Genomic DNA, 23,494 nt, shown 5'->3' with positions numbered 1-23,494 from the left:
AAAATAATATTTTTTAATAAAATACTTAAACGGACTTTTGGGTAGCTAATTCAATAGATTAAGTACAATAAATAACAATCTTTTCGACTTTGTGACTTCGTGGCAAAAGAAAATAATTAATTGTATTTTTGCAGTTCACAAATAAAAGAACGAAATAAGATTGCTTTGCTTCGTGCCTCGCAACCCCTCGCAATGACTAATGAATAAAACAATCCAACTTCAGGACTTAGGACGCAAAGATTATAAAACAACCTGGGAATTTCAGGAAGCTTTGTTTAAAGGAATTGTCGATTTGAAAATCCAAAACAGGAGAGAAGAAACCAATCTGCCAACGCCTAATTATTTTCTTTTTGTGGAGCATCCGCATGTTTATACCTTGGGAAAAAGCGGCGATTTTGAAAACTTATTGCTTTCTGAGAAACAGTTGGAAGCCAAAGGCGCTACTTTCTACAAAATCAATCGTGGCGGCGATATCACCTATCACGGACCGGGACAAATTGTAGGTTATCCTATTTTGGACTTAGAAAATTTCTTTACAGATATTCATAAATACCTGCGTTTTCTGGAAGAAGCGATAATTTTAACCTTGGCTGAATACGGAGTTGAATCGGGTAGAAGTGATGGTGAAACCGGAGTCTGGCTGGGTGTAGGAACGCCATTTGCCCGAAAAATTTGTGCTATGGGAGTTCGTGCTTCGCGCTGGGTTACCATGCACGGTTTTGCATTAAATGTCAATGCCGATTTGGGTTATTTTGATAATATTATTCCTTGTGGTATTCGCGGAAAAGCGGTGACTACTTTAAATGTGGAATTAGGTGTTGAAAAAGTCGATGAAGAAGAAGTAAAAGCAAAAATTCTGAAGCATTTTACTCAGTTGTTTGAAGCTGAATTTGTGACTGATTAAATTGAGATGGCACACGGATGACACTGATGTAACAGATTGTCACTGATTTTTCTCTGCTATAAAAATATTGGCACGCAGATTTAACAGATTTTAGCAGATTTTTTTCTAAAACTTCTTTATGGGTAAATCTTTGCGAACTTTGCGCCTTCTTTGTGTGCTTTGCGGTTAAATATAAATGAACTTATGTGACTTATATGGTTTAAAAATTAGCAATCAATTCCGATAGCTATCGGAACGTTAATCTACAATCATAAATCTAAACTCAGCTGTTCCGGCAACAATCTAAAACTCATTCGGTGGTATTTAGTTGGACCGTATTTTTCAATGGCTTCGCGATGTTCTTTGGTTGGATAGCCTTTGTTTTTTTTCCAGTTGTACATTGGAAATTCTTCGTGGATTTTATCCATATATTCATCGCGATAGGTTTTGGCCAGAACTGAAGCCGCAGCAATACTTAAATATTTAGAATCTCCTTTTACAATACTCTGATTCGGGATTGATTTTAATAAATTGATTTCTTCAGTAGTAAATCGTTTTCCAAAATTATTCTTTAAGCCCAGTTTGGCATTCATAGCTCTGTTGCCGTCAACAATAATAAATTCGGGTGATGGATTTAATTTCAATACCGATTCCTGCATGCCTTTCATTGAAGCGTTTAGGATATTGATTTCGTCAATTTCGTTTGGGAATAAATGCGTTACAGCAAAAGTAAGCGCCTGTTCTTCGATAATCGGTTTTAGTTTTTTCCGAACTTTTTCAGATAATTGTTTACTGTCATTCAGAATGCTGTTTTCAAAATCCAATGGGAGGATTACTGCAGCGGCAGTAACAGGTCCGGCAAGACAGCCACGACCGGCTTCATCGGTTCCGGCTTCAAGAATGAGTTGAGAAAATTTAGCAGTAAGCATATCGAAAAGTTTTGGAGTGGCAAAGATTATAAAAATTTTAAGATAATTGTTCGTTATTCTAACGTTTACTTATAACTAAGTCATAATTAAGTTGTTTTTTTATACGGTTTTATCGTTTACCTTTGCTTCGTTATTAGTTTTAAAATAAAAGCCCAATTATATAACTGTTTCGGATGAGAATTCTCTTTTATTTATATTTTTTAGTACTGCCAACAATACTGTTTTCTCAAAATAAAAATTTGAAGAAAGATTCAAGAGAGAACGAATCTCCTAAGCAAAGTTTTTCTGACCGTCTAAAAGGAGGAAAAGAAAAAGATACTGCCAAAGTAGCTTCCATCGATATGTATCGATTTATTACACTGGAAAGAGATACCACTTATTTAGACACTTCGCTTACTATTCAAAGAGAATACAGTCATAATTATCTTCGAAGAGATCTTTTTGGATTATTGGCTTTCCCAAATGAAGGACAGGCTTATAATACGCTTTATTATAATTTAGGTGAAAATTCGCCATATCCGGAATTTGGTTTTAAGGCCAAACATTTTAATTTTTTAGAAGCCAATCAAATTCGATATGGCTCGGTGGCGACTCCTGTAACCGAATTGTTTTTTAAATCAACTTTAGGAAGAGGACATTCGGTTGATTCTTATTTTACGCTGAATCTTTCGCCAAATTTGAATTTATCCATTGCTTACAAAGGATTGCGTTCAGAAGGGAAATACATTAATCACTTAACCAGTATAGGCAGTTTTAGGTTTACGGCGAGTTATAATAATACCAGTAAACGTTATTATTTGAACGCCCATTTTACAGGTCAGGATGCTTTAAATGAGGAAAATGGCGGGATTACAACCATCGAAGATTTTGAAAGTGAAGATCCTGATTTTCAAAACAGACAGCGTTTGCAGGTATATTTGACTGATGCAGAGTCTTTTTTGAAAGCCAAACGCATTTTTGCCGATCATAGTTTTAGAATCAACCCAACCAAGGGTGATAATAATTTATATGTCACGCATCAGTTGAATTATGAGAATAAATTTTTCGAATACTACCAACCCACATTGCTTTCGGCGGTGGGAACACAGTCAGTAAAACGATTTGGAGATGCTATTGTGACTTCAAATTTAAAGGATCAAACGCATTACAATAAAATGTACAATAAAGCAGCTGTAGTGTATGAGAATAATTTGCTGGGAAAATTTCAGTTTTTTATAGATGATTTCCGCAGTAATTTTTATTACAATCGAATTTTGATTAAAGATACAGATACTATTTCTTCTACTTTATCCAGAAATATAAATAGTGTAGGCGGTCAATACGAATATTGGAAAAACAAATGGCACGGAAGATTTTTGCTGTCAAGATCAATCACAAAGCAGTCTTTATTTAATTTAGATGCAAAGTTGAATTATGATTTGAACGATGATTTTCAGTTTGTTTTTGGATACCAGAATCTAAGTAAATTGCCTAATGATAATTATAATTTGTACCAAAGTAATTATGTAAGTTACAATTGGTCGAATAATTTTAAAAATGAAAAGATTAATGTGCTTAGCGGAAGTGCCGTAACACCCTGGCTCGAAGCTACACTGCAATTGTCGGCTTTGACAGATCATTTGTACTTTAAAAATACTGCAACCGATGCCACCCAACAAATTGTAACGCCAAATCAATTTGGAGGAACTATTAAGTACCTTTCTTTAAAATTGAGCAAAGAGCTTACTTTTGGAAAATTTGCTTTGAATAATACCATTTTGTATCAAAAAGTAGATCAAAGTGAAGCCGTTTTAAATGTTCCGGATTTAGTGACCAGAAATACTATTTACTACAGCAATTATTTCTTTCAGAAAGCTTTGTTTCTTCAAACAGGTATTACTTTGAATTATTTTACGAATTATTTTGCCAATGATTACAATCCTGTAATCGGCGAGTTTTTTGTTCAACAGCAAAAAGAAATAGGAAACTATCCCAATCTGGATTTCTTTATTAATGCAAAAATTCAACGCACCAGAATCTATCTAAAAGCCGAACACTTTAATGCGGCTTATACCGGAAATAATTATTACTCAGCTCCCAATAATCCGTATCGTGATATGACCATTCGTTTTGGTTTGATCTGGAATTTCTTTAATTAATTCAATATGACTTTCACCGCGATTGATTTTGAAACGGCAACCTCTTTTCATCCTTGTTCAGTAGGGATTGTTACGGTTGAAAATGGAATTGTTGTTGATGAATTTGTTACTTTAATTCAGCCGCCAAATAACCTTTATAATCCTTATACAATACAGGTGCATGGGATTTATCCGAGTGATACAGCCAGGGCTAAAAATTTTTTACAGGTTTTTCCGGAGATTCAAAAGCGACTACAAAATAGATTAGTTGTTGCCCATAACGAGAGTTTTGACCGTAATGTTTTGGCTAAATCTATGGCGTATTATGGCTTGGATTATGCCGATTTGAACATCGCTTCCCGATGGGAGTGTACCGTAAAAATTTATAAAGCCAAAGGTATAAAACCTACTAAACTCAGCGATTGTTGCCGGGAAATGAATATTCAACTGCATCACCACGAGGCATTATCTGATGCCAGAGCCTGTGCTCAACTTTTTCTTAAAAGCTAAAATTATTTCTTTCAAAAGTAAATCATGTAAGTTATTTCATTAAATTAGTGAGCTAACTTATAAGTTTTTATAATGAAAGAAGATTTTTTACATTATATATGGAAGTATAAAAAGTGGAATGGCCTTGATTTGAAAACAACTAATGGTGAAGCAATAAATATTACCAGAGTTGGACAATATTTAGAACAAGCCGGTCCTGATTTTTTTAATGCCCAAATTGTTATTGGAAATCAAAAATGGGCGGGTAATGTAGAAATCCATCTTAAATCTTCTGACTGGTATGTACATCATCATGAAAAAGATGCTGCTTATGAAAATGTAATTCTTCATGTAGTCTGGGAGCATGATGTAGATGTTTTTAGAAAAAACAATACCGAAATTCCTGTTTTGGAACTTAAAAATTATGTGGATAAGGCTGTGCTAAATAATTACCAGCGACTGTTAACTCCAAAATCATGGATTTTTTGCGAAAAACAACTTAGAGAAGTAGATGATTTTGTTTTTAAAAATTGGCAGGAACGTTTGTTTTTTGAACGTTTAGAGCGAAAGTCAAAAGCAATTTATGAATTGTTAGAGGAAACAAATAATGATTGGGAAGCGGTGTTGTTCTGTATGCTGTCTAAAAATTTTGGTTTGAATACTAATGGAGAAGTCTTTCTGAAAATTGCCCAATCAATTCCTTTTTCAGTTATAAGAAAAGAAAGTTTTGAAGTAGAAAATCTGGAAGCGCTTTTGTTTGGAAAAGCAGCATTATTGGATTCAGAGAAAGAAGATACTTATTTCAAAGATTTAAAATTCCGATATTTTTATTTACTGCACAAATACCAGTTAGAATCAAAATCAGAAGGACAGCTTCAGTTTTTTAAACATCGTCCGGATAATTTTCCCACTATTCGACTTTCGCAATTAGCTCATTTGTATCATATCCACCAGAATGTTTTTTCGAAAATCAACAGCGTTTCTTCGGTAGCAACTATTTATGAATTGTTTCAACTAAGCACTTCCGCTTATTGGGAAAATCACTATCAGTTTGATAAAGAAAGTCCGAAAAAGGTTAAAAAACTATCTAAGTCTTTTGTTGATTTGTTATTGATTAATACCATTATTCCCATTCAGTTTGCTTATGCTAAAAGTTTGGGTAAGGAATCCGTTGATAATTTAATAGAAATGTTGGTATTAGTTGCTCCTGAAAAAAATGCTGTTATTGATAAATTTACTTCTTTTGGTATAAAAGCAGCTAATTCGTTTGAAACGCAATCTTTATTACAGTTAAAGAATGAGTATTGTGTCAGCGGAAGATGTTTAGACTGTGCTATTGGAATGGAATTGCTAAAGAAAAGTAGTTAAAGGTTTGTTTTTTTATAGCTATCATCAGATAAAATAAAATGTTTTGCAATTGAGTTCCTTGCCGCTTTGTTGCAGTAAATGAGATTGGTATATTTTTTTATGATATTGAAAAGAAATAATTATTTTCAATGGTCTCTATTTTTTAGCGGCTTTTGCTTTTTCCTTTTCTTGTTTTTTGAAATATCCTCTAAACAGGAAATTATGTTTCAGGGCTTCCATATTTTGATTCAACTTGAAACTGGCATCATTGATGTTTGTCATAGTGGAATCAATTTTTTGAACTAATTCGGGATTGTTCGAAAGGTAGTTTATCGTGCCTTTTCCTTCTTTCAGATTCAGGATTGTTGCATCAAGATGACTAATTACTTTGTTTAATTCAATGGTGGATTGATCTAAATTGGTGACCATGTTTTTTATTTTATTGGCTACAGCCGGATCTTTAATCACTCCTATAGTATTGTCGCTTTTGTCTAATGAAGTTATAAGGTTGTCTATTTTTGTTACTGTTTCAGAGGTTTTCTTGGTGGTTGATTTCAAATAGCGCATGGTTTCTCTCAGGTCTTTGGACATCAAAGTGTCATTGAGTAACAAGCCTAATGTTCCTTTTCCTTCAATTATTTCATTGGTAATTTTGAGTAAATTGGCTGTAAGTTTAGCTGCATTTTCATTGGTTACACTTAGAGTGTTCATCATGTCTTCTGTACGAATCCGATTGCTGGAAGAAATCTCATCGCCCGGATCAACTGATGATTCGTTTCCCTTTCCGGGAATAATACTAATAATCATGTTGCCTACCAGTCCATCGGAACTGATGGTGGCCACCGCATCTTTTTTTATGTAGGGAAAAATGGTTTTGTCTATAATCATATCAACACGAATGGAGGTGTCGTTTATCATTTCAATTCCCCGAACTGTTCCCACACTTATCCCAGAATAACGAACACTGTTACCTAATTGTAAACCATTGACGTTGTTGAATATGGTTTTCAGGTGATTGGTTTTGCCAAACATTTTTTCTTTGTCGCCAATGAAATAAATGGCAAGTATAAAAATCAATAATCCAATGATTACAAATAAACCAAGGCGTATTTTTTGTGATGTTGTTTTTTCCATTTTTATGTTATTTAAAAAATGCTTGTATTTTTGGGTCTTTTGAAGTATTTAATTCTTCAAAAGTGCCTTCTGCATAATTGACACCGTCAACAAGTAAAATCATCCTATTCGAAATGGCTCTTGCACAGTCCACGTCATGAGTAATTATGATAGATGAGGTGTTGTATTTTTTCTGGATGGATTTCATCAGCAAAATAATTTCTTTTGCCGTTATGGGATCTAATCCTGTTGTGGGTTCGTCATAAAGAATAATTTTGGGTTGAAGAATCAATGTTCTTGCAAGGGCAATCCTCCGTTTCATTCCGCCTGAAAGTTCTTCCGGCATTAGGTTTAGCGTATGTGTCAAGCCTACGTTTTCGAGGGCTTCCATGACTAATGGGGTGGTGTCTTTTATGATGCCAAACTTCTTGGTATGGCGTCTTAATGGAAATTCAAGATTTTCCCTGACCGTCATCGAATCATAAAGGGCACTTCCTTGAAAAAGAAATCCAACTTCTGTTCGAAGTTCATCCAATTCTTCACGTTCGAGTGTACTAATGTCTTTTTCCATCACCATAATGACGCCACTGTCCGGCTTTTCTAGTCCAATCAGGCATTTTATCATCACCGATTTTCCGGAACCTGATTTACCCATAATGACTAAATTCTCACCTTCAACCAAATGCATATCGAAACCATTCAAAACATGATTGTCGCCATAACTTTTTTTTAAGTCTTTAATTTGTATGACAGTTTTTGGAAGGTTCATCATTCTAAGTTGTTTTATAAATCGTAAAAAATATTAGTAACAAATACTGCGATAAAATCAATTATAAACAGCAACATGGAGGTGAATACCACGGCAGAATTAGCTGCAAGCCCAACACCTGCAGTGCCTTTTTTACAGTTATAACCTTTAAAACAGCCCACTAATCCTATAGCAAATCCAAAAAAGAGTGTTTTGATTGTGGCGGGAATTAAATCGCTAAATTCCAATGCTTCAAAGACTTTATTAAAATACAACAGAAAAGATACATTTCCTTTGATGTTTTCCACGAGATAAGAGCCATAAAGAGCAATGGCATCACCAAAAAAAACCAGAATAGGGAGCATGAAGGTAGTAGCTAGAATTCGGGTAACTACCAGGTATTTAAATGGATTCGTTCCCGAAACTTCCATAGCATCAATTTGTTCTGTCACTCGCATGGAACCCAGTTCGGCACCAATTCCGGAACCTATTCGTCCTGCACAAATCAAGGCAGTAATGATGGGGCCAATTTCCCGAATGATAGAAATGCTAACCATAGATGGCATCCAGGAAACAGCGCCAAATTCTTGTAAGGTAGGTCTAGATTGTAATGTAAAAACCAAGCCAATGATGAATCCTGTAATGGTAACCAAAAGCAAAGAACGGTTTCCCATATAAAAACATTGTCGGATGAATTCTCTGTATTCTGAGGGGCTTTTAAAAACTTCTTTAAAAAAACGACCGGCAAATAGGGAAAGTTCTCCAATATCAAGTAAGAATGACTTGAATAATTCGATTATTTTTAAAATAGTTTTCATCTAAAAAATAAATTATTTTTTTTTAAGAAAAACACACTGAGTCAGGTATTGTGAATGGCTGTAGTAAATATATTAATAATCTATTGATTTTCAGTGAATATGATTGGGTTTTATCTGCTATTTATGGATTCTGATTTGAATTCAGTAAGAATTATAAGCTCATTTTTGATAAGACAAGAAAAATCCGCTGAAAAGCGGATTTTAATGATGTCAAATGAATAGAAAATAATTTTTGTTAGACTCATTTGATTATATTTAATAAAGTTAGTTGAATTAATAATCGATTATTTTCTTCCTTTTTAAATTGAAAGCAAGATTATTAATGTGAAGTTGAAACTTTAATTTTGTAATTTTACCCAATATCAAAAAGATAAAATGTCAGCTATAATCAAACTTAAATTTTTCTTCGAAAAATACGGATTTCATGTTTCTTCGCGTCTTGCCGATAAACTGGGAATGCGGGTTACAAGCGTGCGTCTGTTTTTTATTTATATTTCTTTTGTAACGGTAGGCTTAGGTTTTGGAGTGTATTTAACACTTGCTTTTTGGATTCGACTGAAAGATTTAATTAGAGCCAAACGAACATCCGTTTTTGATTTATAAAAAAAAGCCCTCTGATAATTTTTTAGTTTCAGAGGGCTTTTTTTATGTGGGATGCAGATTATTTTGTTTCCTGAGGATTGTTTAAAACGCTATTTTTTCGGCTAAATGAGAAATAAACAACGATTCCTAATCCCATCCATATTAATAAACGTAACCAGTTTATCCATCCTAATCCGTACATCATTGCCAGACAAACAAGAGCGCCCAGTATTGGTATAAAGGGTACAAATGGGGTTTTGAATTCGCGAACCATGTTTGGTTCTTTTTTTCTTAAAATAATTACAGAAATGCAAACCAAAACAAATGCAAATAAGGTTCCTATACTGGTCATATCTCCTACGATGTCTCCGGGGATAAATGCTGCAAATCCACCAACAATTACAAGGATTGCAAGATTAGCTTTGTATGGAGTTTTGAATTTTGGATGTACGTCGCTAAACATTTTTGGCAATAATCCATCTCTTCCCATAGCGTAAAATACTCTTGATTGACCTAAAAGTAATACGAGAATTACTGAAGAAAAACCTGCTAAAATTGCAATAGTAACAAATTCTCCAAGCCATTCGTAACCAATCATGTATTTGTTGATGGCAAATGCTACAGAAGCTTCTTTTCCTCCTGTTCTAAAATCTTCTACTGTAGCAACGCCTGTAAGGACATGTGCAAAAAGAATGTAGAGTACTGTACAGATGGCTAATGAACCTAAAATTCCAATAGGCATTGCTTTTTTAGGGTTTTTTGTTTCCTGTGCTGCGGTACTTACTGCATCAAATCCAATGAAGGCAAAGAAAACTGTTCCGGCCGCACCCAGAATTCCCATTATTCCTCCAAAAGAATGATCAATTCCATGTTCATCAGTAAAAACAGAACTTTGTGGTATGTATGGAGTATGGTTAACAGGATTAATGAATTTCCACCCAATATAGATAATTAGGATTACAATGGTTGTTTTTAGAATAACAATTAAACCGTTGACAAAAGCGGATTCTTGTATTCCTTTAATTAGTAATAAACTAATAATAGTAACAATAAATAAAGCAGGTAAATTGATAATACCATGGACACCTTCCGGAGAAGTTTGAAAAGGAGAGTGTGAGTATTCAAATGGAATTGGGTTGGTATGTAAAATATTTACCAGTAAATCATTAAGGTATTCACTCCAGGCAATTCCTACTGTGGCTCCTCCTACAGCATACTCTAAAATTAAATCCCAACCAATTATCCAAGCCAGAAATTCACCCATAGTCGCATAGGTATAGGTGTAGGCGCTTCCTGAAATAGGTATTGAAGAAGATAATTCGGCATAGCAAAGACCTGCCAAAGCGCAGCCGATAGCTGCTACAACGAAGGCTAAAGTTACAGATGGTCCAGCGCTTTGTGCAGCTGCTGTAGCGGTTCTCACAAATAATCCGGCGCCAATAATTGCTCCAATTCCTAAGGCAATTAAAGACCAGGCTGTAAGGGTTCTTTTCAATCCTTTTTCGGAATCTTCTGCTTCTGCTAAAAGTTTAATTAATGGTTTCTTGTTCCAAATAGACATGGTTTTTATGGTTTGTTGTTGTTAAGTGTCAAATGTATTGTTTTTTATGAAAAAAACAATGACTTTGGTTTTAGGTTGTGGTATTATTGTTAAAATCATTTTTAGAATGGGTTTTCTTTATAATTTGTTAGTTCTGTGTAATTATTTTATATATTTAATTGAAAAAAACACATTTAGGAGCTACCAATGAATTTTAAAACAATCAGGAATTATTTTAATTTCTCAAAAGATCAACAAAAGGGAATTCTTTTGTTGTTTTTTGTAATTATTGTGCTGCAACTGCTTTATTGCGCTGTTGATTTTAGTCCGGTTTCCAAAGAAAATCCGGAAAAACAGCGATGGCTCGCACTTGAAACACAAATTGATTCGATGGAACTGAATCTGAAAAATCGAGTTCCTAAAATGTATCCTTTTAATCCTAATTTCATTACCGACTATAAGGGCTATAAATTAGGAATGTCGGTAGCTGAAATAGACCGATTACATGCTTTTAGGGAAGGAAATAAATATGTGAATTCGGAAAAGGAATTTCAGGCGGTAACCGGAGTTTCCGATTCTTTATTAAAAGTAATTTCGCCTTATTTTAAATTTCCGGATTGGGTTAACAATAAACAAACTCCCAAATTTGTTGCTTCTTCGAATACAAAGCCAGACTATTTTTCGAAAAAAGAAAAAGTAGTTGTTAAAGATATCAATCAGGCAACTCAGGACGATTTGATGAAGATTTATGGGGTTGGAGAAGCAATTTCAATGCGGATTTTAAACTTTAAAGAAAGTTTGGGCGGATTTGTTTCGATGGAACAAATGAAAGATGTTTGGGGATTATCTCCCGAAGTTGTTGAGCGTTTGAAAGCTGGTTTTAAGGTTGGAGCGCTTTCGGATATTAAAAAAATAGATATAAATAATGCTTCTGTCAATGAGTTAGCTCAGTTTCCATATTTTAAATACAAGCTTGCCAGAGAGATTGTAATTTACAGGAGTATGAATGGAGATATTAAAAATGCAAGCGATTTAACAAAAATTAAAGGAATGTCTATTGAGAATGCAACTATTATAGCCTTATATTTGGACTTTTAAAAAAAAAGCCATAATGATGTATTTTGATTACAGTGAGACACAAAATATGATTGCGCAATCCATAAGAGATTTTGCAGAAAAAAATATCAGACCTTATATAATGGAATGGGATGAAGCTCAGGTTTTTCCGATTCCTTTGTTTAAGCAGCTAGGTGAAATGGGGTTTATGGGGGTTTTGGTTCCTGAAGAATTAGGCGGTTCCGGTTTGGGTTATCACGAATATATTACTATAGTTGAAGAGATTTCTAAGGTAGATCCATCTATTGGATTGTCGGTAGCGGCACATAATTCTTTATGTACAAATCATATTCTGACTTTTGGAAACGAAGAACAGAAAAAGAAATGGATTCCTAAATTAGCATCAGGAGAGCATATTGGTGCCTGGGGTTTAACGGAACATAATACAGGTTCGGATGCCGGAGGGATGAATACTACAGCTATAAAAGATGGAGACTATTGGATTGTTAACGGTGCTAAAAATTTTATTACCCACGCAATTTCTGGTGATATAGCCGTGGTGGTGGTTAGAACCGGAAAGAAAGGAGATTCAAAAGGAATGACAGCTTTTGTATTCGAAAAAGGAATGCCTGGCTTTTACTCCGGTAAGAAAGAGAATAAGTTAGGAATGCGTGCCAGTGAAACAGCCGAATTGATTTTTGATAATTGCCGAATTCCGGATGCGAATAGATTAGGAGAAGTGGGGCAGGGGTTTGTTCAGGCGATGAAAATTCTCGATGGAGGAAGAATTTCTATTGGAGCATTGTCATTAGGAATTGCAAAAGGTGCTTATGAAGCGGCTTTGAAATATTCGAAAGAAAGACAGCAGTTTGGGAAAGCTATTTCCGAATTTCAAGGGATTTCTTTTAAATTAGTTGATATGGCAACCGAAATTGAAGCTTCGGAGTTGTTATTGCATAAAGCGGCTTTCTTAAAACAACAGCATCGACCGGTAACAACAGCAGGAGCTATGGCTAAGATGTATGCCTCTGAGATGTGTGTGAAAGTAGCGAATGAAGCGGTGCAAATTCATGGAGGTTATGGTTATACAAAGGATTATCCTGTTGAGAAGTTTTACAGAGATGCCAAGCTATGTACTATAGGGGAAGGAACTACCGAGATTCAAAAAGTAGTGATTTCAAGAAATTTGTTGAAAGATTAAGAAGAAAAAAGAATAAAGAATATAGAATAAAGAGCCAGGAAGTGAGAGATTAAAACTTGCTCTTTCGATTCAATCTATTCTCTTTTTTCTATATTCTTTATTCTTTTTTGAAATAATTTGGAATTCCTGGTTGTAATTAATAATTAATTTTTACTTTTGCAGCCTTAACGAGAGGAGGTGTCAAAATTATGTTAATTATACCAATTAAAGACGGAGAAAATATCGATAGAGCATTAAAGCGCTATAAAAGAAAATTTGATAAAACTGGAACAGTTCGTCAATTAAGAGCACGTACTGCTTTTGTTAAACCGTCTGTTAAAAACAGAATGAAATTCCAAAAAGCGGCTTACATTCAAGGTTTGAAAGATAGCTTAGAGAGTTAATAAGTTTTTTGAAAACAAAATAATACCGTTAGTGGTCAGATTTTTTATAAATTTGATGCTAACGGTTTTTTTATGGCTACAAATTTAGAGGCGTTTGCGGATTATCTTCAAAAAGAGAAAAATTATTCTCCTCATACCGCGTGTGCTTATGTGAAAGATGTGTTTGATTTTCAGAATTATAATATGGTTAATTTTGAACAGGAAAATGTGGATTGTGTTGAATATGCTCAAATTCGGTCATGGATAGTGTTTTTGGTAGAAGATGGTTTATCGGCTATTTCTGTGAATAGAAAAATAGCTTCTTTGAAAGCGTTTTATAAATTTCTTTTAAAAATAAAACAAATAGAGGTTAGTCCTTTGTTGAAACACAAATCATTGAAGGTGTCTAAGAAGATTCAGATTCCTTTTTCTGAGAAAGAGTTGTTAGGGGTTTTAGAAAGCATAGAGTCGGAAGAAGGGTTTGAAAGTGTTAGGGATAGGTTGTTGGTGGAGTTGTTGTATTCTACGGGTATAAGAAGATCGGAATTGATTCATTTGCGGCTGGATGCGGTTGATTTTTCTAATTCGACAATCAAGGTTTTGGGTAAAAGAAATAAAGAGCGGATAATTCCGGTGCTGGCTGTGGTGTTAAAACAAATGCGATTGTATCTTAAGGAAAGGAGTGGTTTGGAATTGATTAAGGATACTGACTATTTTTTTCTAACAAAAAAAGGGTTAAAATTAAGTGAATCGTTTGTGTATCGATTAATAAATTCATACTTTAGTAAAGTCTCGGAAAAGGTAAAAAAGAGTCCGCATATGTTAAGGCATACGTTTGCGACACATTTATTGAATAACGGGGCTGATTTGAATTCTGTGAAAGAATTGTTAGGGCATTCTAGTTTGGCTTCTACGCAGGTATATACTCATAATAGTTTGTTAGAGTTGAAAAAAGTTTATGCTGTGGCGCATCCTAGAGGTAATGACGATTCTGAAGTTTAACCATAAAAAATATTAATTATGAAGGTAAATGTTCATGCTGTTAACTTTGCTGTTGATGGAAAACTAGTAGATTTTGTTCAAGGAAGAATGAATAAGTTGGAAAAATACTATGACAGAGTGGTTTCTTCGGATGTCTATTTGAAAGTAGAGAAGACTAGTGAGAAGGAAAATAAAATTGTGGAGGTAAAGATTAATGTGCCGGGAGATGATTTTCTGGTAAAAAAACAATGTAAAACTTTTGAAGAAGCAGTTGAATTGTCAGCGGAATCATTAGAGCGTTTGCTTGTGAAAAGGAAAGAAAAAATAAGAACTCATATATAATTGAAAATTTTTTTAAAAAATGTTTTGATTGAGAGATAAAATCTATACATTTGCAGTCCGTTAGAAATAGCGGACTTTTTTTATTGTAAATGCCGATGTAGCTCAGCTGGCTAGAGCAGCTGATTTGTAATCAGCAGGTCGTGGGTTCGAGTCCCTCTATCGGCTCAAAATATTCCAAATGCGATTTGGAATTGGTTCTTAAAATATTGGGATTTTAAAAATTAGGGGAGATACTCAAGCGGCCAACGAGGGCAGACTGTAAATCTGCTGTGTGAACTTCGCAGGTTCGAATCCTGCTCTCCCCACAAAATGAAGTTTAGGTTTTAGATTGTAGATTTTTTTAGGGTAAAAAGTCTAAATTCTTAAATCTGCAATCTGAAATTAAAACTCTGCCGGTGTAGCTCAGGGGTAGAGTGCTTCCTTGGTAAGGAAGAGGTCTCGGGTTCAAATCCCGACATTGGCTCAATTAAGTAGGAAATTGAAATTAATATATAACTAAGATTAAAAATTAAGTAAAATGGCAAAAGAAAGTTTTAATCGTTCGAAACCACACTTGAATATTGGTACTATCGGACACGTAGATCACGGAAAGACTACTTTGACTGCTGCGATCACTAAAGTATTATCTGATGCAGGATACTGTCAAGCGAAGTCTTTTGATCAAATCGACAACGCTCCAGAAGAGAAAGAAAGAGGTATTACTATTAATACATCACACGTAGAGTATGAAACTGCTAACCGTCACTACGCTCACGTAGACTGTCCAGGTCACGCGGATTACGTTAAGAACATGGTTACTGGTGCTGCTCAAATGGACGGAGCTATCTTAGTAGTTGCTGCTACAGATGGTCCAATGCCACAAACTCGTGAGCACATCCTTTTAGGACGTCAGGTAGGTATTCCTCGTATCGTTGTTTTCATGAACAAAGTGGATATGGTTGATGATGCTGAGTTATTAGAGCTTGTTGAGATGGAAATCAGAGATTTATTATCTTTCTACGAGTATGATGGTGATAACTGTCCAGTAATTCAAGGTTCTGCTTTAGGAGGATTGAATAATGATGCTGCTTGGGTTCCTAAAATTCTTGAATTGATGGAAGCTGTTGATAACTGGATCGAAGAGCCGGTACGTGACGTAGCAAAACCATTCTTGATGCCAGTTGAGGATGTATTTACAATTACAGGTCGTGGAACTGTTGCTACAGGTCGTATCGAAACTGGAGTTGCTAATACTGGAGATCCTGTTGAAATCATTGGTATGGGAGCTGAAAAATTAACTTCTACTATTACAGGGGTTGAGATGTTCCGTAAAATCCTTGATAGAGGTGAGGCTGGAGATAACGTAGGTTTATTGTTGAGAGGTATTGATAAAGCTGATATCAAACGTGGTATGGTTATTATTAAGCCAGGTTCAGTAAAACCACACGCTACATTCAAAGCTGAGGTTTATATCTTGAAAAAAGAAGAAGGTGGACGTCATACTCCATTCCACAATAACTACCGTCCACAGTTCTACGTACGTACAACTGACGTAACAGGAGTTATTACTTTGCCAGAAGGTGTAGAGATGGTTATGCCAGGGGATAACTTGACAATCAATGTTTCTCTATTGTCTCCAATTGCTATGAATGTAGGTTTACGTTTTGCTATCCGTGAAGGTGGTAGAACTGTAGGTGCAGGTCAGGTAACTGAAATCGTAGAGTAATCTATTATTAAATAAAATAAAGCCAGTTGATTTTCTTAATTGAAGTCACTGGCTTTAATTACGGGCGTAGTTCAAGGGTAGAATAGCGGTCTCCAAAACCGTTGATGGGGGTTCGAATCCCTCCGCCCGTGCAAAAAAAAATATATATCATAATGGCAAAAATTGTTAATTACATATCAGAAGCATTTGAAGAATTGAAATCAAATGTAACTTGGCCAGAATGGGCTCAGGTGCAAAGTCTAACAATTGTTGTTGCTGTTTTTTCAGTACTATTCGCTTTAGCTACTTGGGGAGTGGATGAGTTTTTTGCAAAAGCATTAGAAGGATTTTTTAACTGGATGAAAGCTTAGTTTTTGTTATGGCAGATAATAATGTTAAAAAATGGTATGTTGTTCGAGCAGTAAGTGGACAAGAGAATAAAGTAAAAGCATATATAGAGACAGAAATCGCAAGATTAGGAATGTCTGATTATGTGTCTCAGGTTCTTGTGCCTACTGAAAAAGTAGTATCAGTAAAAGATGGAAAGAAATTAGTTAAGGAAAAAGTATATTTTCCCGGCTATGTAATGATAGAGGCAAATTTAGTTGGAGAAATTCCTCATATTATTAAATCAATAACTAGTGTTATTGGTTTTTTAGGAGAAACTAAAGGAGGGGAACCTGTTCCTTTAAGGCTTTCTGAAGTAAATAGAATGCTTGGTAAGGTTGATGAGTTAGCTGTTAATACAGATACGAAATCAATTCCATTCAGCTTGGGTGAAACGATTAAGGTTATTGATGGGCCTTTCAATGGTTTCAATGGTTCAGTTGAAAAAATTAATGAAGAAAAGCGTAAACTTGAAGTTATGGTTAAGATCTTCGGAAGAAAAACACCATTAGAATTAAGTTTCATGCAAGTAGAAAAAGTATAATTTTCGTTACACTATAATAATCACTTCAATTGCTTCCGTAAATTGTTGTGTTAAATTTTTTAAAAAATGGCTAAAGAAATTAGTAAGGTAGTTAAACTACAAGTTAAGGGAGGTGCTGCGAATCCGTCGCCACCGGTTGGACCTGCTTTAGGAGCTGCTGGGGTTAATATCATGGAGTTCTGTAAGCAGTTTAATGCTAGAACACAAGATAAACCTGGCAAAATATGCCCAGTACAAATTACTGTGTATAAAGACAAATCATTCGATTTTGTTGTTAAGACTCCTCCTGCAGCAGTTCAGTTATTGGAAGCTGCAAAGCTAAAATCTGGTTCAGGTGAGCCTAATCGTAAAAAAGTAGCAAGTGTTACTTGGGAACAAATTAGAACTATTGCTGAAGACAAAATGCCAGACTTAAATGCTTTTACAATCGAGAAAGCTATGAGTATGGTTGCTGGAACAGCTAGATCTATGGGTATAACCGTATCAGGAGACGCTCCTTTTTAATTAAGAGAAAGACATGGCAAAATTGACAAAAAAGCAAAAAGAGGCTGCTTCAAAAATTGAAAAGAACAAATTATACTCTTTAAAAGATGCAGCTGCATTGATTAAAGTTGTTGCTTCTGCAAAATTTGATGAGTCTGTTGATATCGCAGTACGTTTGGGTGTTGATCCAAGAAAAGCGAATCAAATGGTGAGAGGTGTAGTAACATTGCCTCATGGAACTGGTAAAGATGTAAAAGTATTAGCATTAGTTACTCCAGATAAAGAAGCGGAAGCTAAAGAAGCTGGTGCAGACTATGTAGGTCTTGATGATTATTTACAAAAAATTAAAGACGGTTGGACAGATGTTGACGTAATCATCACTGTGCCTGCTGTTATGGGTAAATTAGGTCCATTAGGTCGTATTTTAGGACCTAGAGGTTTAATGCCAAACCCTAAAACAGGAACTGTAACTATGGATGTTGCTAAAGCTGTTGCAGAGGTTAAAGCTGGTAAAATTGACTTTAAAGTTGATAAAACTGGTATTGTACATGCAGGAATTGGTAAAGTTTCTTTTGGAGCTGAGCAAATTTATGACAATGCACACGAAATTATTCAAACATTAATCAAACTTAAGCCAACTGCTGCTAAAGGTACCTACATTAAAGGTATTCACCTTACAAGCACAATGAGTCCTGCGATTGCATTAGACCCAAAAGCAGTATAATTGGTAGTTAAAAATTTTTAGTATGACTAGAGAAGAAAAATCAATCGCGATTGAAGATTTAACTGCACAGTTAGCTGGTACAAACATAGTTTATGTATCTGATATTTCTGGGTTAGACGCAGAGACAACTTCAAACTTGAGAAGAGCTTGTTTTAAAGCAGGTATTAAATTAGAGGTAGTAAAAAATACTTTGCTTGCAAAAGCAATGGAAGCTTCTGATAACGATTATGGTGATTTACCTTCAGTATTGACTGGTAACAGCGCTATCTTTATTTCAGATGTTGCAAATGCGCCTGGAAAAGTTATCAAAGATTTCAGAAAAAAAGCTGCTAAGCCACTTTTGAAAGGAGCTTACATCAATTCTGAAATTTATATTGGTGATGATCAATTAGATGCATTAGCTACTATTAAATCTAAAGAAGAGCTTATCGGAGAAATCATTGGATTATTACAATCTCCGGCTCAAAGAATTATTTCTGCACTTCAAAACCAGTTTTCTGGAGAAGAAACAGAAGCATAATAAAATGGAGCTAACGCTCTGTTTTATTTAAGTGTGCGCACAATAAATAAATTATAATTTCACAAATCATTTTAAAAGATAGAAAAAATGGCAGATTTGAAACAATTCGCAGAACAATTAGTTAACTTGACAGTTAAAGAAGTTAACGAATTAGCAACAATATTAAAAGATGAGTACGGTATCGAACCAGCTGCTGCAGCTGTAGTAGTTGCTGCAGGAGGAGACGGTGGTGCTGCTGTTGAAGAGCAAACTGAATTTACAGTTGTATTGAAAGAGGCTGGAGCTTCTAAATTAGCAGTTGTAAAATTAGTTAAAGAATTAACTGGTTTAGGTCTTAAAGAAGCTAAAGACGTGGTTGACGGTGCTCCATCTAACGTAAAAGAAGGTGTTTCTAAAGAAGAGGCTGAAGGTCTTAAAAAATCTTTAGAAGAGGCTGGAGCTGTAGTTGAGCTTAAATAAGCTTACTCAGTTTTAAGAACTAGGTTTAGGTATTGAGTTAATCACTCAATGCCTAAACCATTTTTCGTATAATGAAAATATCAAGTTTTATTATAATAATAGTTTAAAATACGAAAAAGTTTTTGATCAATACGAAGACAGAAAACCGGACTGGATTTTATCAGTTAGTTTTTAAAGATGTATTGATTACAAAAAGAAAGTATAAATTAAACAGTGTGTTTTTACACAAAAAAATTACTTTTTTTAATCAAAATTTTGTCCATTGATGATAACAAATCAGACTGAAAGATTGAATTTTGCCTCTACAAAAAATATACCTCAATACCCCGATTTTCTGGATGTTCAGGTTAAATCTTTTCAAGATTTTTTTCAATTAGAAACTAAATCAGACGAAAGAGGCAACGAAGGTTTATACAACACCTTCATGGAAAACTTTCCAATTACAGATACAAGAAACAACTTTGTATTGGAATTCCTAGATTATTTTGTTGATCCACCACGTTATACAATTCAAGAATGTATAGAGAGAGGTCTAACGCATAGTGTACCTTTAAAAGCAAGGTTGAAACTATATTGTACTGACCCAGAGCACGAGGATTTTGAAACTATTGTTCAGGATGTTTATTTAGGAACTATTCCTTACATGACTCCAAGTGGAACTTTCGTTATTAATGGTGCTGAACGTGTTGTTGTTTCTCAATTACACAGATCTCCAGGGGTTTTCTTCGGACAATCATTCCACGCAAATGGAACAAAACTATATTCTGCCAGAGTAATTCCTTTTAAAGGATCCTGGATTGAATTTTCTACTGATATCAACAGCGTAATGTATGCTTATATCGATAGAAAGAAAAAATTACCTGTAACAACTTTATTCCGTGCTATCGGTTTCGAAAGAGATAAGGATATCCTTGAAATTTTTGACCTTGCTGAAGAAATTAAAGTTTCTAAAACAGGACTTAAAAAATACATCGGTAGAAAATTGGCTGCCCGTGTATTGAATACATGGCATGAGGATTTCGTAGATGAGGATACCGGAGAGGTAGTTTCTATCGAACGTAACGAGATTATCCTTGATCGTGATACAATTATCGATAAAGATAATGTTGAAGAGATCATCGATTCTAACGTTAAATCTATTTTGTTACATAAAGAAGATGCTAATCAGGCTGATTACGCTATCATTCATAATACATTACAAAAAGATCCAACAAACTCTGAAAAAGAAGCTGTTGAGCATATCTACAGACAATTGCGTAACGCAGAACCGCCTGATGAAGAAACTGCTCGTGGTATTATAGATAAATTGTTCTTCTCTGACCAACGTTACAACTTAGGTGAAGTAGGTCGTTACAGAATGAACAAAAAATTAAGTCTTGATATCCCTATGGACAAACAAGTTTTGACCAAAGAAGATATCATTACTATCGTTAAGTATTTAATTGAGTTGATTAACGCTAAGGCGGATATCGATGATATTGACCACTTATCAAACCGTCGTGTGAGAACAGTTGGTGAACAATTGTCTCAACAATTCGGTGTTGGTTTAGCTCGTATGGCCAGAACTATTCGTGAGAGAATGAACGTTAGAGATAACGAGGTGTTTACACCAATTGATTTGATTAATGCTAAAACATTATCATCAGTTATCAACTCTTTCTTTGGTACGAACCAGTTATCTCAATTTATGGATCAAACGAATCCATTGGCTGAGATTACACACAAAAGAAGATTATCTGCACTTGGACCAGGTGGACTTTCGAGAGAAAGAGCCGGATTTGAGGTTCGTGACGTTCACTATACGCACTACGGACGTTTATGTCCTATTGAAACTCCTGAGGGACCAAACATTGGTTTGATTTCTTCTCTTGGTGTTTATGCTAAAGTAAACGGAATGGGATTCATCGAAACTCCTTACCGTAAAGTAAATGAAGGTGTAGTTGATTTAGTTTCTGAGCCTACTTACCTAAGTGCTGAAGAAGAAGAAGGAATGTTGATTGCTCAGGCAAACATCGAAATGGAAGATTCTGGAAAAATTACAGCTAGTAATGTTATTGCTCGTGAAGAGGGTGACTTCCCGGTCGTTGAACCAACTGCAGTTCATTATACTGACGTTGCACCTAATCAAATTGCTTCGATTTCTGCATCTTTGATTCCTTTCTTGGAGCATGATGATGCGAACCGTGCGTTGATGGGATCTAACATGATGCGTCAGGCGGTTCCATTGATTCGTCCTGAAGCTCCGATTGTAGGTACTGGTTTAGAGCGTCAGGTAGCTTCTGACTCCAGAGTATTAATCAATGCTGAAGGGCATGGTACTGTAGAATATGTAGATGCTAATATCATTACTATCAAATACGATCGTTCTGAGGAAGAAAGAATGGTAAGTTTTGATGCTGATGAAAAGACATATAATTTAATTAAATTTAGAAAAACTAACCAGGGAACAAGTATCAACTTGAAACCTATCGTAAGAAAAGGAGACAGAGTTGTTCCAGGACAAGTATTGTCAGAAGGATATGCTACTGAAAATGGTGAATTAGCTTTAGGTAGAAACTTAAAGGTAGCGTTCATGCCATGGAAAGGGTACAACTTCGAGGATGCGATTGTAATTTCTGAAAAAGTAGTTCGTGATGATATCTTTACTTCAATCCACGTAGACGATTATTCATTAGAAGTTCGTGATACAAAATTAGGTAACGAAGAGTTAACGAATGATATTCCTAACGTTTCTGAAGAGGCTACTAAAGACTTAGATGAAAACGGTATGATTAGAATTGGTGCCGAGGTTAAACCTGGTGATATTCTTATTGGAAAAATTACACCAAAAGGAGAATCAGATCCAACTCCGGAAGAGAAACTTTTAAGAGCTATCTTCGGGGATAAAGCTGGTGATGTAAAAGATGCTTCATTAAAAGCGTCTCCATCTTTACACGGTGTGGTTTTAGACAAAAAATTATTTGCAAGAGCTGTAAAAGACAAACGTAAACGTACTCAGGACAAAGATGCTTTAGGAGCACTTGAAATGGAGTTCGAAGTTAAATTTACAGAGCTAAAAGATAGATTAATTGAAAAACTTTTCTTAATCGTAAACGGAAAAACATCTCAGGGTGTAATGAACGATTTGGGTGAAGAAGTTTTACCAAAAGGTAAAAAATATACTCAAAAAATGCTTTACGCTGTTGAAGATTTTGCTCACTTAAGCAAAGGTCAATGGGTAGCTGATGATGCAACTAATAAAATGGTGAATGATTTGATTCATAACTATAAAATTAAGTTGAACGATTTACAAGGTGCTTTAAGAAGAGAGAAATTCACTATTACTGTTGGGGATGAATTACCATCAGGAATTTTGAAATTAGCTAAAGTTTATATCGCTAAGAAACGTAAGTTGAAAGTGGGGGATAAGATGGCGGGACGTCACGGTAACAAAGGTATTGTTGCAAGAATCGTTCGTCACGAAGATATGCCTTTCCTTGAAGACGGAACACCAGTTGATATCGTGTTGAACCCACTAGGGGTGCCTTCTCGTATGAACATTGGTCAAATTTATGAAACTGTTCTTGGATGGGCTGGACAAAAATTAGGTAGAAAATATGCTACTCCAATTTTTGATGGTGCTTCACTTGACCAAATCAATGAATTGACTGACGAAGCTGGAATTCCACGTTTTGGACATACACATCTTTATGATGGTGGTACAGGAGAGCGTTTCCATCAGGCAGCAACTGTGGGTGTAATTTACATGTTGAAATTAGGACACATGGTTGATGATAAGATGCACGCACGTTCTATCGGACCATACTCGTTGATTACTCAACAACCACTTGGAGGTAAAGCTCAATTTGGAGGTCAGCGTTTTGGAGAGATGGAGGTTTGGGCATTGGAGGCTTATGGTGCTTCTAGTACACTTAGAGAAATCTTAACTGTTAAATCGGATGACGTAATTGGTAGAGCTAAAACTTACGAGGCTATCGTTAAGGGTGAAACTATGCCAGAACCAGGATTACCAGAATCATTCAATGTATTGATGCATGAATTGAAAGGTCTTGGATTAGATATCAGATTAGAAGAATAGTATTCAGTGAACAGTGTTCAGTTTTTAGTAATCAGTGATAAACTGAACACTAAAGACTGAATACTGAACACTTTTTTAATTAGTTTTCAGGATTTATACCCGTAAAC

General features: G+C 35.1%; 23 protein-coding genes and 4 tRNA genes. 22 read left to right on the top strand and 5 right to left on the bottom strand.

The window, feature by feature from the left end:
• The first annotated feature begins 199 nt into the window (after window positions 1-199).
• The gene (lipB, locus tag IEV84_RS11450; protein ID WP_188494410.1) at window positions 200-904 is read left to right on the top strand and encodes a lipoyl(octanoyl) transferase LipB; all 705 of its coding nucleotides are present in this window, start codon (window positions 200-202) and stop codon (window positions 902-904) included.
• 248 nt (window positions 905-1,152) lie between these two features.
• On the opposite strand, the gene rnhB is transcribed toward lipB, so the two are convergent.
• The gene (gene rnhB, locus IEV84_RS11445) at window positions 1,153-1,812 is read right to left on the bottom strand and encodes a ribonuclease HII (RefSeq protein WP_188494409.1); all 660 of its coding nucleotides are present in this window, start codon (window positions 1,810-1,812) and stop codon (window positions 1,153-1,155) included.
• A 239-nt stretch (window positions 1,813-2,051) separates the two neighbouring features.
• Here rnhB and IEV84_RS11440 point away from each other — a divergent pair, with 239 nt between their 5' ends.
• The 3 genes from IEV84_RS11440 to IEV84_RS11430 all read left to right on the top strand — a co-directional run bounded on the left by IEV84_RS11440 (window position 2,052) and on the right by IEV84_RS11430 (window position 5,786).
• The gene (locus tag IEV84_RS11440; RefSeq protein ID WP_306451816.1) at window positions 2,052-3,950 is read left to right on the top strand and encodes a putative porin; all 1,899 of its coding nucleotides are present in this window, start codon (window positions 2,052-2,054) and stop codon (window positions 3,948-3,950) included.
• 6 nt (window positions 3,951-3,956) lie between these two features.
• On the top strand, window positions 3,957-4,439 hold the full coding sequence (locus tag IEV84_RS11435) for a 3'-5' exonuclease (RefSeq protein ID WP_188494407.1): 483 nt from the start codon (window positions 3,957-3,959) through the stop codon (window positions 4,437-4,439).
• A 72-nt stretch (window positions 4,440-4,511) separates the two neighbouring features.
• Complete coding sequence (locus tag IEV84_RS11430; protein ID WP_188494406.1) at window positions 4,512-5,786, top strand: DUF2851 family protein; 1,275 nt, start codon at window positions 4,512-4,514, stop codon at window positions 5,784-5,786.
• 135 nt (window positions 5,787-5,921) lie between these two features.
• Here IEV84_RS11430 and IEV84_RS11425 read toward each other — a convergent pair whose 3' ends face one another.
• From IEV84_RS11425 to IEV84_RS11415, 3 genes are read right to left on the bottom strand one after another with little or no spacing between them, the layout of a single operon-like run.
• On the bottom strand, window positions 5,922-6,899 hold the full coding sequence (locus IEV84_RS11425) for an MlaD family protein (RefSeq protein ID WP_188494405.1): 978 nt from the start codon (window positions 6,897-6,899) through the stop codon (window positions 5,922-5,924).
• A 7-nt stretch (window positions 6,900-6,906) separates the two neighbouring features.
• Window positions 6,907-7,650: an ABC transporter ATP-binding protein gene (locus IEV84_RS11420; protein ID WP_188494404.1), complete on the bottom strand. Its 744-nt coding sequence runs from the start codon at window positions 7,648-7,650 to the stop codon at window positions 6,907-6,909.
• Window positions 7,651-7,661: 11 nt separating this feature from the next.
• Entirely contained in the window at window positions 7,662-8,444 is a 783-nt protein-coding gene (locus IEV84_RS11415; protein WP_188494403.1) for an MlaE family ABC transporter permease, read from the bottom strand.
• A 375-nt stretch (window positions 8,445-8,819) separates the two neighbouring features.
• On the opposite strand from IEV84_RS11415, the gene IEV84_RS11410 reads away from it, so the two are divergent.
• Window positions 8,820-9,047 (top strand): PspC family transcriptional regulator, encoded by a 228-nt coding sequence (locus tag IEV84_RS11410; protein ID WP_035659873.1) that lies wholly within the window; start codon window positions 8,820-8,822, stop codon window positions 9,045-9,047.
• Between the two features lie 58 nt (window positions 9,048-9,105).
• On the opposite strand, the gene IEV84_RS11405 is transcribed toward IEV84_RS11410, so the two are convergent.
• Window positions 9,106-10,587 carry an amino acid permease gene (locus IEV84_RS11405; protein ID WP_188494402.1) on the bottom strand — a complete coding sequence of 494 codons (1,482 nt, stop codon included), beginning with the start codon at window positions 10,585-10,587 and terminating at the stop codon, window positions 9,106-9,108.
• A 186-nt stretch (window positions 10,588-10,773) separates the two neighbouring features.
• On the opposite strand from IEV84_RS11405, the gene IEV84_RS11400 reads away from it, so the two are divergent.
• The 17 genes from IEV84_RS11400 to rpoB all read left to right on the top strand — a co-directional run bounded on the left by IEV84_RS11400 (window position 10,774) and on the right by rpoB (window position 23,387).
• Window positions 10,774-11,664, top strand: a complete 891-nt coding sequence (locus tag IEV84_RS11400) for a ComEA family DNA-binding protein (protein ID WP_188494401.1) — start codon at window positions 10,774-10,776, stop codon at window positions 11,662-11,664.
• A 16-nt stretch (window positions 11,665-11,680) separates the two neighbouring features.
• Window positions 11,681-12,823 carry an acyl-CoA dehydrogenase family protein gene (locus IEV84_RS11395; protein ID WP_188494469.1) on the top strand — a complete coding sequence of 381 codons (1,143 nt, stop codon included), beginning with the start codon at window positions 11,681-11,683 and terminating at the stop codon, window positions 12,821-12,823.
• A 188-nt stretch (window positions 12,824-13,011) separates the two neighbouring features.
• Window positions 13,012-13,206, top strand: a complete 195-nt coding sequence (rpsU, locus tag IEV84_RS11390; protein ID WP_188494400.1) for a 30S ribosomal protein S21 — start codon at window positions 13,012-13,014, stop codon at window positions 13,204-13,206.
• A gap of 72 nt (window positions 13,207-13,278) precedes the next feature.
• Entirely contained in the window at window positions 13,279-14,187 is a 909-nt protein-coding gene (locus IEV84_RS11385; protein ID WP_188494399.1) for a tyrosine-type recombinase/integrase, read from the top strand.
• An 18-nt stretch (window positions 14,188-14,205) separates the two neighbouring features.
• Entirely contained in the window at window positions 14,206-14,508 is a 303-nt protein-coding gene (gene hpf / locus IEV84_RS11380) for a ribosome hibernation-promoting factor, HPF/YfiA family (RefSeq protein WP_188494398.1), read from the top strand.
• A 91-nt stretch (window positions 14,509-14,599) separates the two neighbouring features.
• A tRNA-Thr gene (locus tag IEV84_RS11375) sits at window positions 14,600-14,673 on the top strand.
• A 59-nt stretch (window positions 14,674-14,732) separates the two neighbouring features.
• Window positions 14,733-14,813: transfer RNA gene (locus tag IEV84_RS11370), tRNA-Tyr, on the top strand.
• Between the two features lie 86 nt (window positions 14,814-14,899).
• A tRNA-Thr gene (locus IEV84_RS11365) sits at window positions 14,900-14,971 on the top strand.
• Window positions 14,972-15,025: 54 nt separating this feature from the next.
• The gene (gene tuf / locus IEV84_RS11360) at window positions 15,026-16,213 is read left to right on the top strand and encodes an elongation factor Tu (RefSeq protein ID WP_071185144.1); all 1,188 of its coding nucleotides are present in this window, start codon (window positions 15,026-15,028) and stop codon (window positions 16,211-16,213) included.
• Between the two features lie 60 nt (window positions 16,214-16,273).
• Window positions 16,274-16,344: transfer RNA gene (locus IEV84_RS11355), tRNA-Trp, on the top strand.
• Window positions 16,345-16,365: 21 nt separating this feature from the next.
• A complete protein-coding gene (gene secE, locus IEV84_RS11350) occupies window positions 16,366-16,563 on the top strand; it encodes a preprotein translocase subunit SecE (protein ID WP_071185145.1) in 198 nt (65 codons plus the stop codon).
• Between the two features lie 8 nt (window positions 16,564-16,571).
• Window positions 16,572-17,123: a transcription termination/antitermination protein NusG gene (gene nusG, locus IEV84_RS11345; protein ID WP_071185146.1), complete on the top strand. Its 552-nt coding sequence runs from the start codon at window positions 16,572-16,574 to the stop codon at window positions 17,121-17,123.
• A 66-nt stretch (window positions 17,124-17,189) separates the two neighbouring features.
• On the top strand, window positions 17,190-17,627 hold the full coding sequence (gene rplK, locus IEV84_RS11340; protein ID WP_071185147.1) for a 50S ribosomal protein L11: 438 nt from the start codon (window positions 17,190-17,192) through the stop codon (window positions 17,625-17,627).
• Between the two features lie 13 nt (window positions 17,628-17,640).
• Window positions 17,641-18,330: a 50S ribosomal protein L1 gene (gene rplA, locus IEV84_RS11335; protein ID WP_035659888.1), complete on the top strand. Its 690-nt coding sequence runs from the start codon at window positions 17,641-17,643 to the stop codon at window positions 18,328-18,330.
• A 22-nt stretch (window positions 18,331-18,352) separates the two neighbouring features.
• Entirely contained in the window at window positions 18,353-18,850 is a 498-nt protein-coding gene (rplJ, locus tag IEV84_RS11330) for a 50S ribosomal protein L10 (protein WP_071185149.1), read from the top strand.
• Between the two features lie 87 nt (window positions 18,851-18,937).
• Window positions 18,938-19,309 carry a 50S ribosomal protein L7/L12 gene (gene rplL / locus IEV84_RS11325; RefSeq protein WP_128194292.1) on the top strand — a complete coding sequence of 124 codons (372 nt, stop codon included), beginning with the start codon at window positions 18,938-18,940 and terminating at the stop codon, window positions 19,307-19,309.
• Between the two features lie 265 nt (window positions 19,310-19,574).
• Window positions 19,575-23,387: a DNA-directed RNA polymerase subunit beta gene (gene rpoB, locus IEV84_RS11320; protein WP_188494397.1), complete on the top strand. Its 3,813-nt coding sequence runs from the start codon at window positions 19,575-19,577 to the stop codon at window positions 23,385-23,387.
• Window positions 23,388-23,494: the final 107 nt, after the last annotated feature.

Origin of the sequence: Flavobacterium palustre (genome assembly GCF_014639535.1) — a bacterium.
In the GTDB taxonomy this organism is placed as follows: domain Bacteria; phylum Bacteroidota; class Bacteroidia; order Flavobacteriales; family Flavobacteriaceae; genus Flavobacterium; species Flavobacterium palustre.
Note: the sequence above shows the minus strand (reverse complement) of the source record. Positions and strands in the feature narration are given on the sequence as shown.

Excerpts from the sequence above, each read along its gene's own strand:
- lipB (WP_188494410.1), top strand. The coding sequence starts at position 200 with ATGAATAAAACAATCCAACTTCAGGACTTAGGACGCAAAGATTATAAA.
- rnhB (WP_188494409.1), bottom strand. The coding sequence starts at position 1,812 with ATGCTTACTGCTAAATTTTCTCAACTCATTCTTGAAGCCGGAACCGAT.
- IEV84_RS11435 (WP_188494407.1), top strand. The coding sequence starts at position 3,957 with ATGACTTTCACCGCGATTGATTTTGAAACGGCAACCTCTTTTCATCCT.
- IEV84_RS11430 (WP_188494406.1), top strand. The coding sequence starts at position 4,512 with ATGAAAGAAGATTTTTTACATTATATATGGAAGTATAAAAAGTGGAAT.
- IEV84_RS11425 (WP_188494405.1), bottom strand. The coding sequence starts at position 6,899 with ATGGAAAAAACAACATCACAAAAAATACGCCTTGGTTTATTTGTAATC.
- IEV84_RS11420 (WP_188494404.1), bottom strand. The coding sequence starts at position 7,650 with ATGATGAACCTTCCAAAAACTGTCATACAAATTAAAGACTTAAAAAAA.
- IEV84_RS11415 (WP_188494403.1), bottom strand. The coding sequence starts at position 8,444 with ATGAAAACTATTTTAAAAATAATCGAATTATTCAAGTCATTCTTACTT.
- IEV84_RS11410 (WP_035659873.1), top strand. The coding sequence starts at position 8,820 with ATGTCAGCTATAATCAAACTTAAATTTTTCTTCGAAAAATACGGATTT.
- IEV84_RS11405 (WP_188494402.1), bottom strand. The coding sequence starts at position 10,587 with ATGTCTATTTGGAACAAGAAACCATTAATTAAACTTTTAGCAGAAGCA.
- IEV84_RS11400 (WP_188494401.1), top strand. The coding sequence starts at position 10,774 with ATGAATTTTAAAACAATCAGGAATTATTTTAATTTCTCAAAAGATCAA.
- IEV84_RS11395 (WP_188494469.1), top strand. The coding sequence starts at position 11,681 with ATGTATTTTGATTACAGTGAGACACAAAATATGATTGCGCAATCCATA.
- rpsU (WP_188494400.1), top strand. The coding sequence starts at position 13,012 with ATGTTAATTATACCAATTAAAGACGGAGAAAATATCGATAGAGCATTA.
- IEV84_RS11385 (WP_188494399.1), top strand. The coding sequence starts at position 13,279 with ATGGCTACAAATTTAGAGGCGTTTGCGGATTATCTTCAAAAAGAGAAA.
- hpf (WP_188494398.1), top strand. The coding sequence starts at position 14,206 with ATGAAGGTAAATGTTCATGCTGTTAACTTTGCTGTTGATGGAAAACTA.
- tuf (WP_071185144.1), top strand. The coding sequence starts at position 15,026 with ATGGCAAAAGAAAGTTTTAATCGTTCGAAACCACACTTGAATATTGGT.
- secE (WP_071185145.1), top strand. The coding sequence starts at position 16,366 with ATGGCAAAAATTGTTAATTACATATCAGAAGCATTTGAAGAATTGAAA.
- nusG (WP_071185146.1), top strand. The coding sequence starts at position 16,572 with ATGGCAGATAATAATGTTAAAAAATGGTATGTTGTTCGAGCAGTAAGT.
- rplK (WP_071185147.1), top strand. The coding sequence starts at position 17,190 with ATGGCTAAAGAAATTAGTAAGGTAGTTAAACTACAAGTTAAGGGAGGT.
- rplA (WP_035659888.1), top strand. The coding sequence starts at position 17,641 with ATGGCAAAATTGACAAAAAAGCAAAAAGAGGCTGCTTCAAAAATTGAA.
- rplJ (WP_071185149.1), top strand. The coding sequence starts at position 18,353 with ATGACTAGAGAAGAAAAATCAATCGCGATTGAAGATTTAACTGCACAG.
- rplL (WP_128194292.1), top strand. The coding sequence starts at position 18,938 with ATGGCAGATTTGAAACAATTCGCAGAACAATTAGTTAACTTGACAGTT.
- rpoB (WP_188494397.1), top strand. The coding sequence starts at position 19,575 with ATGATAACAAATCAGACTGAAAGATTGAATTTTGCCTCTACAAAAAAT.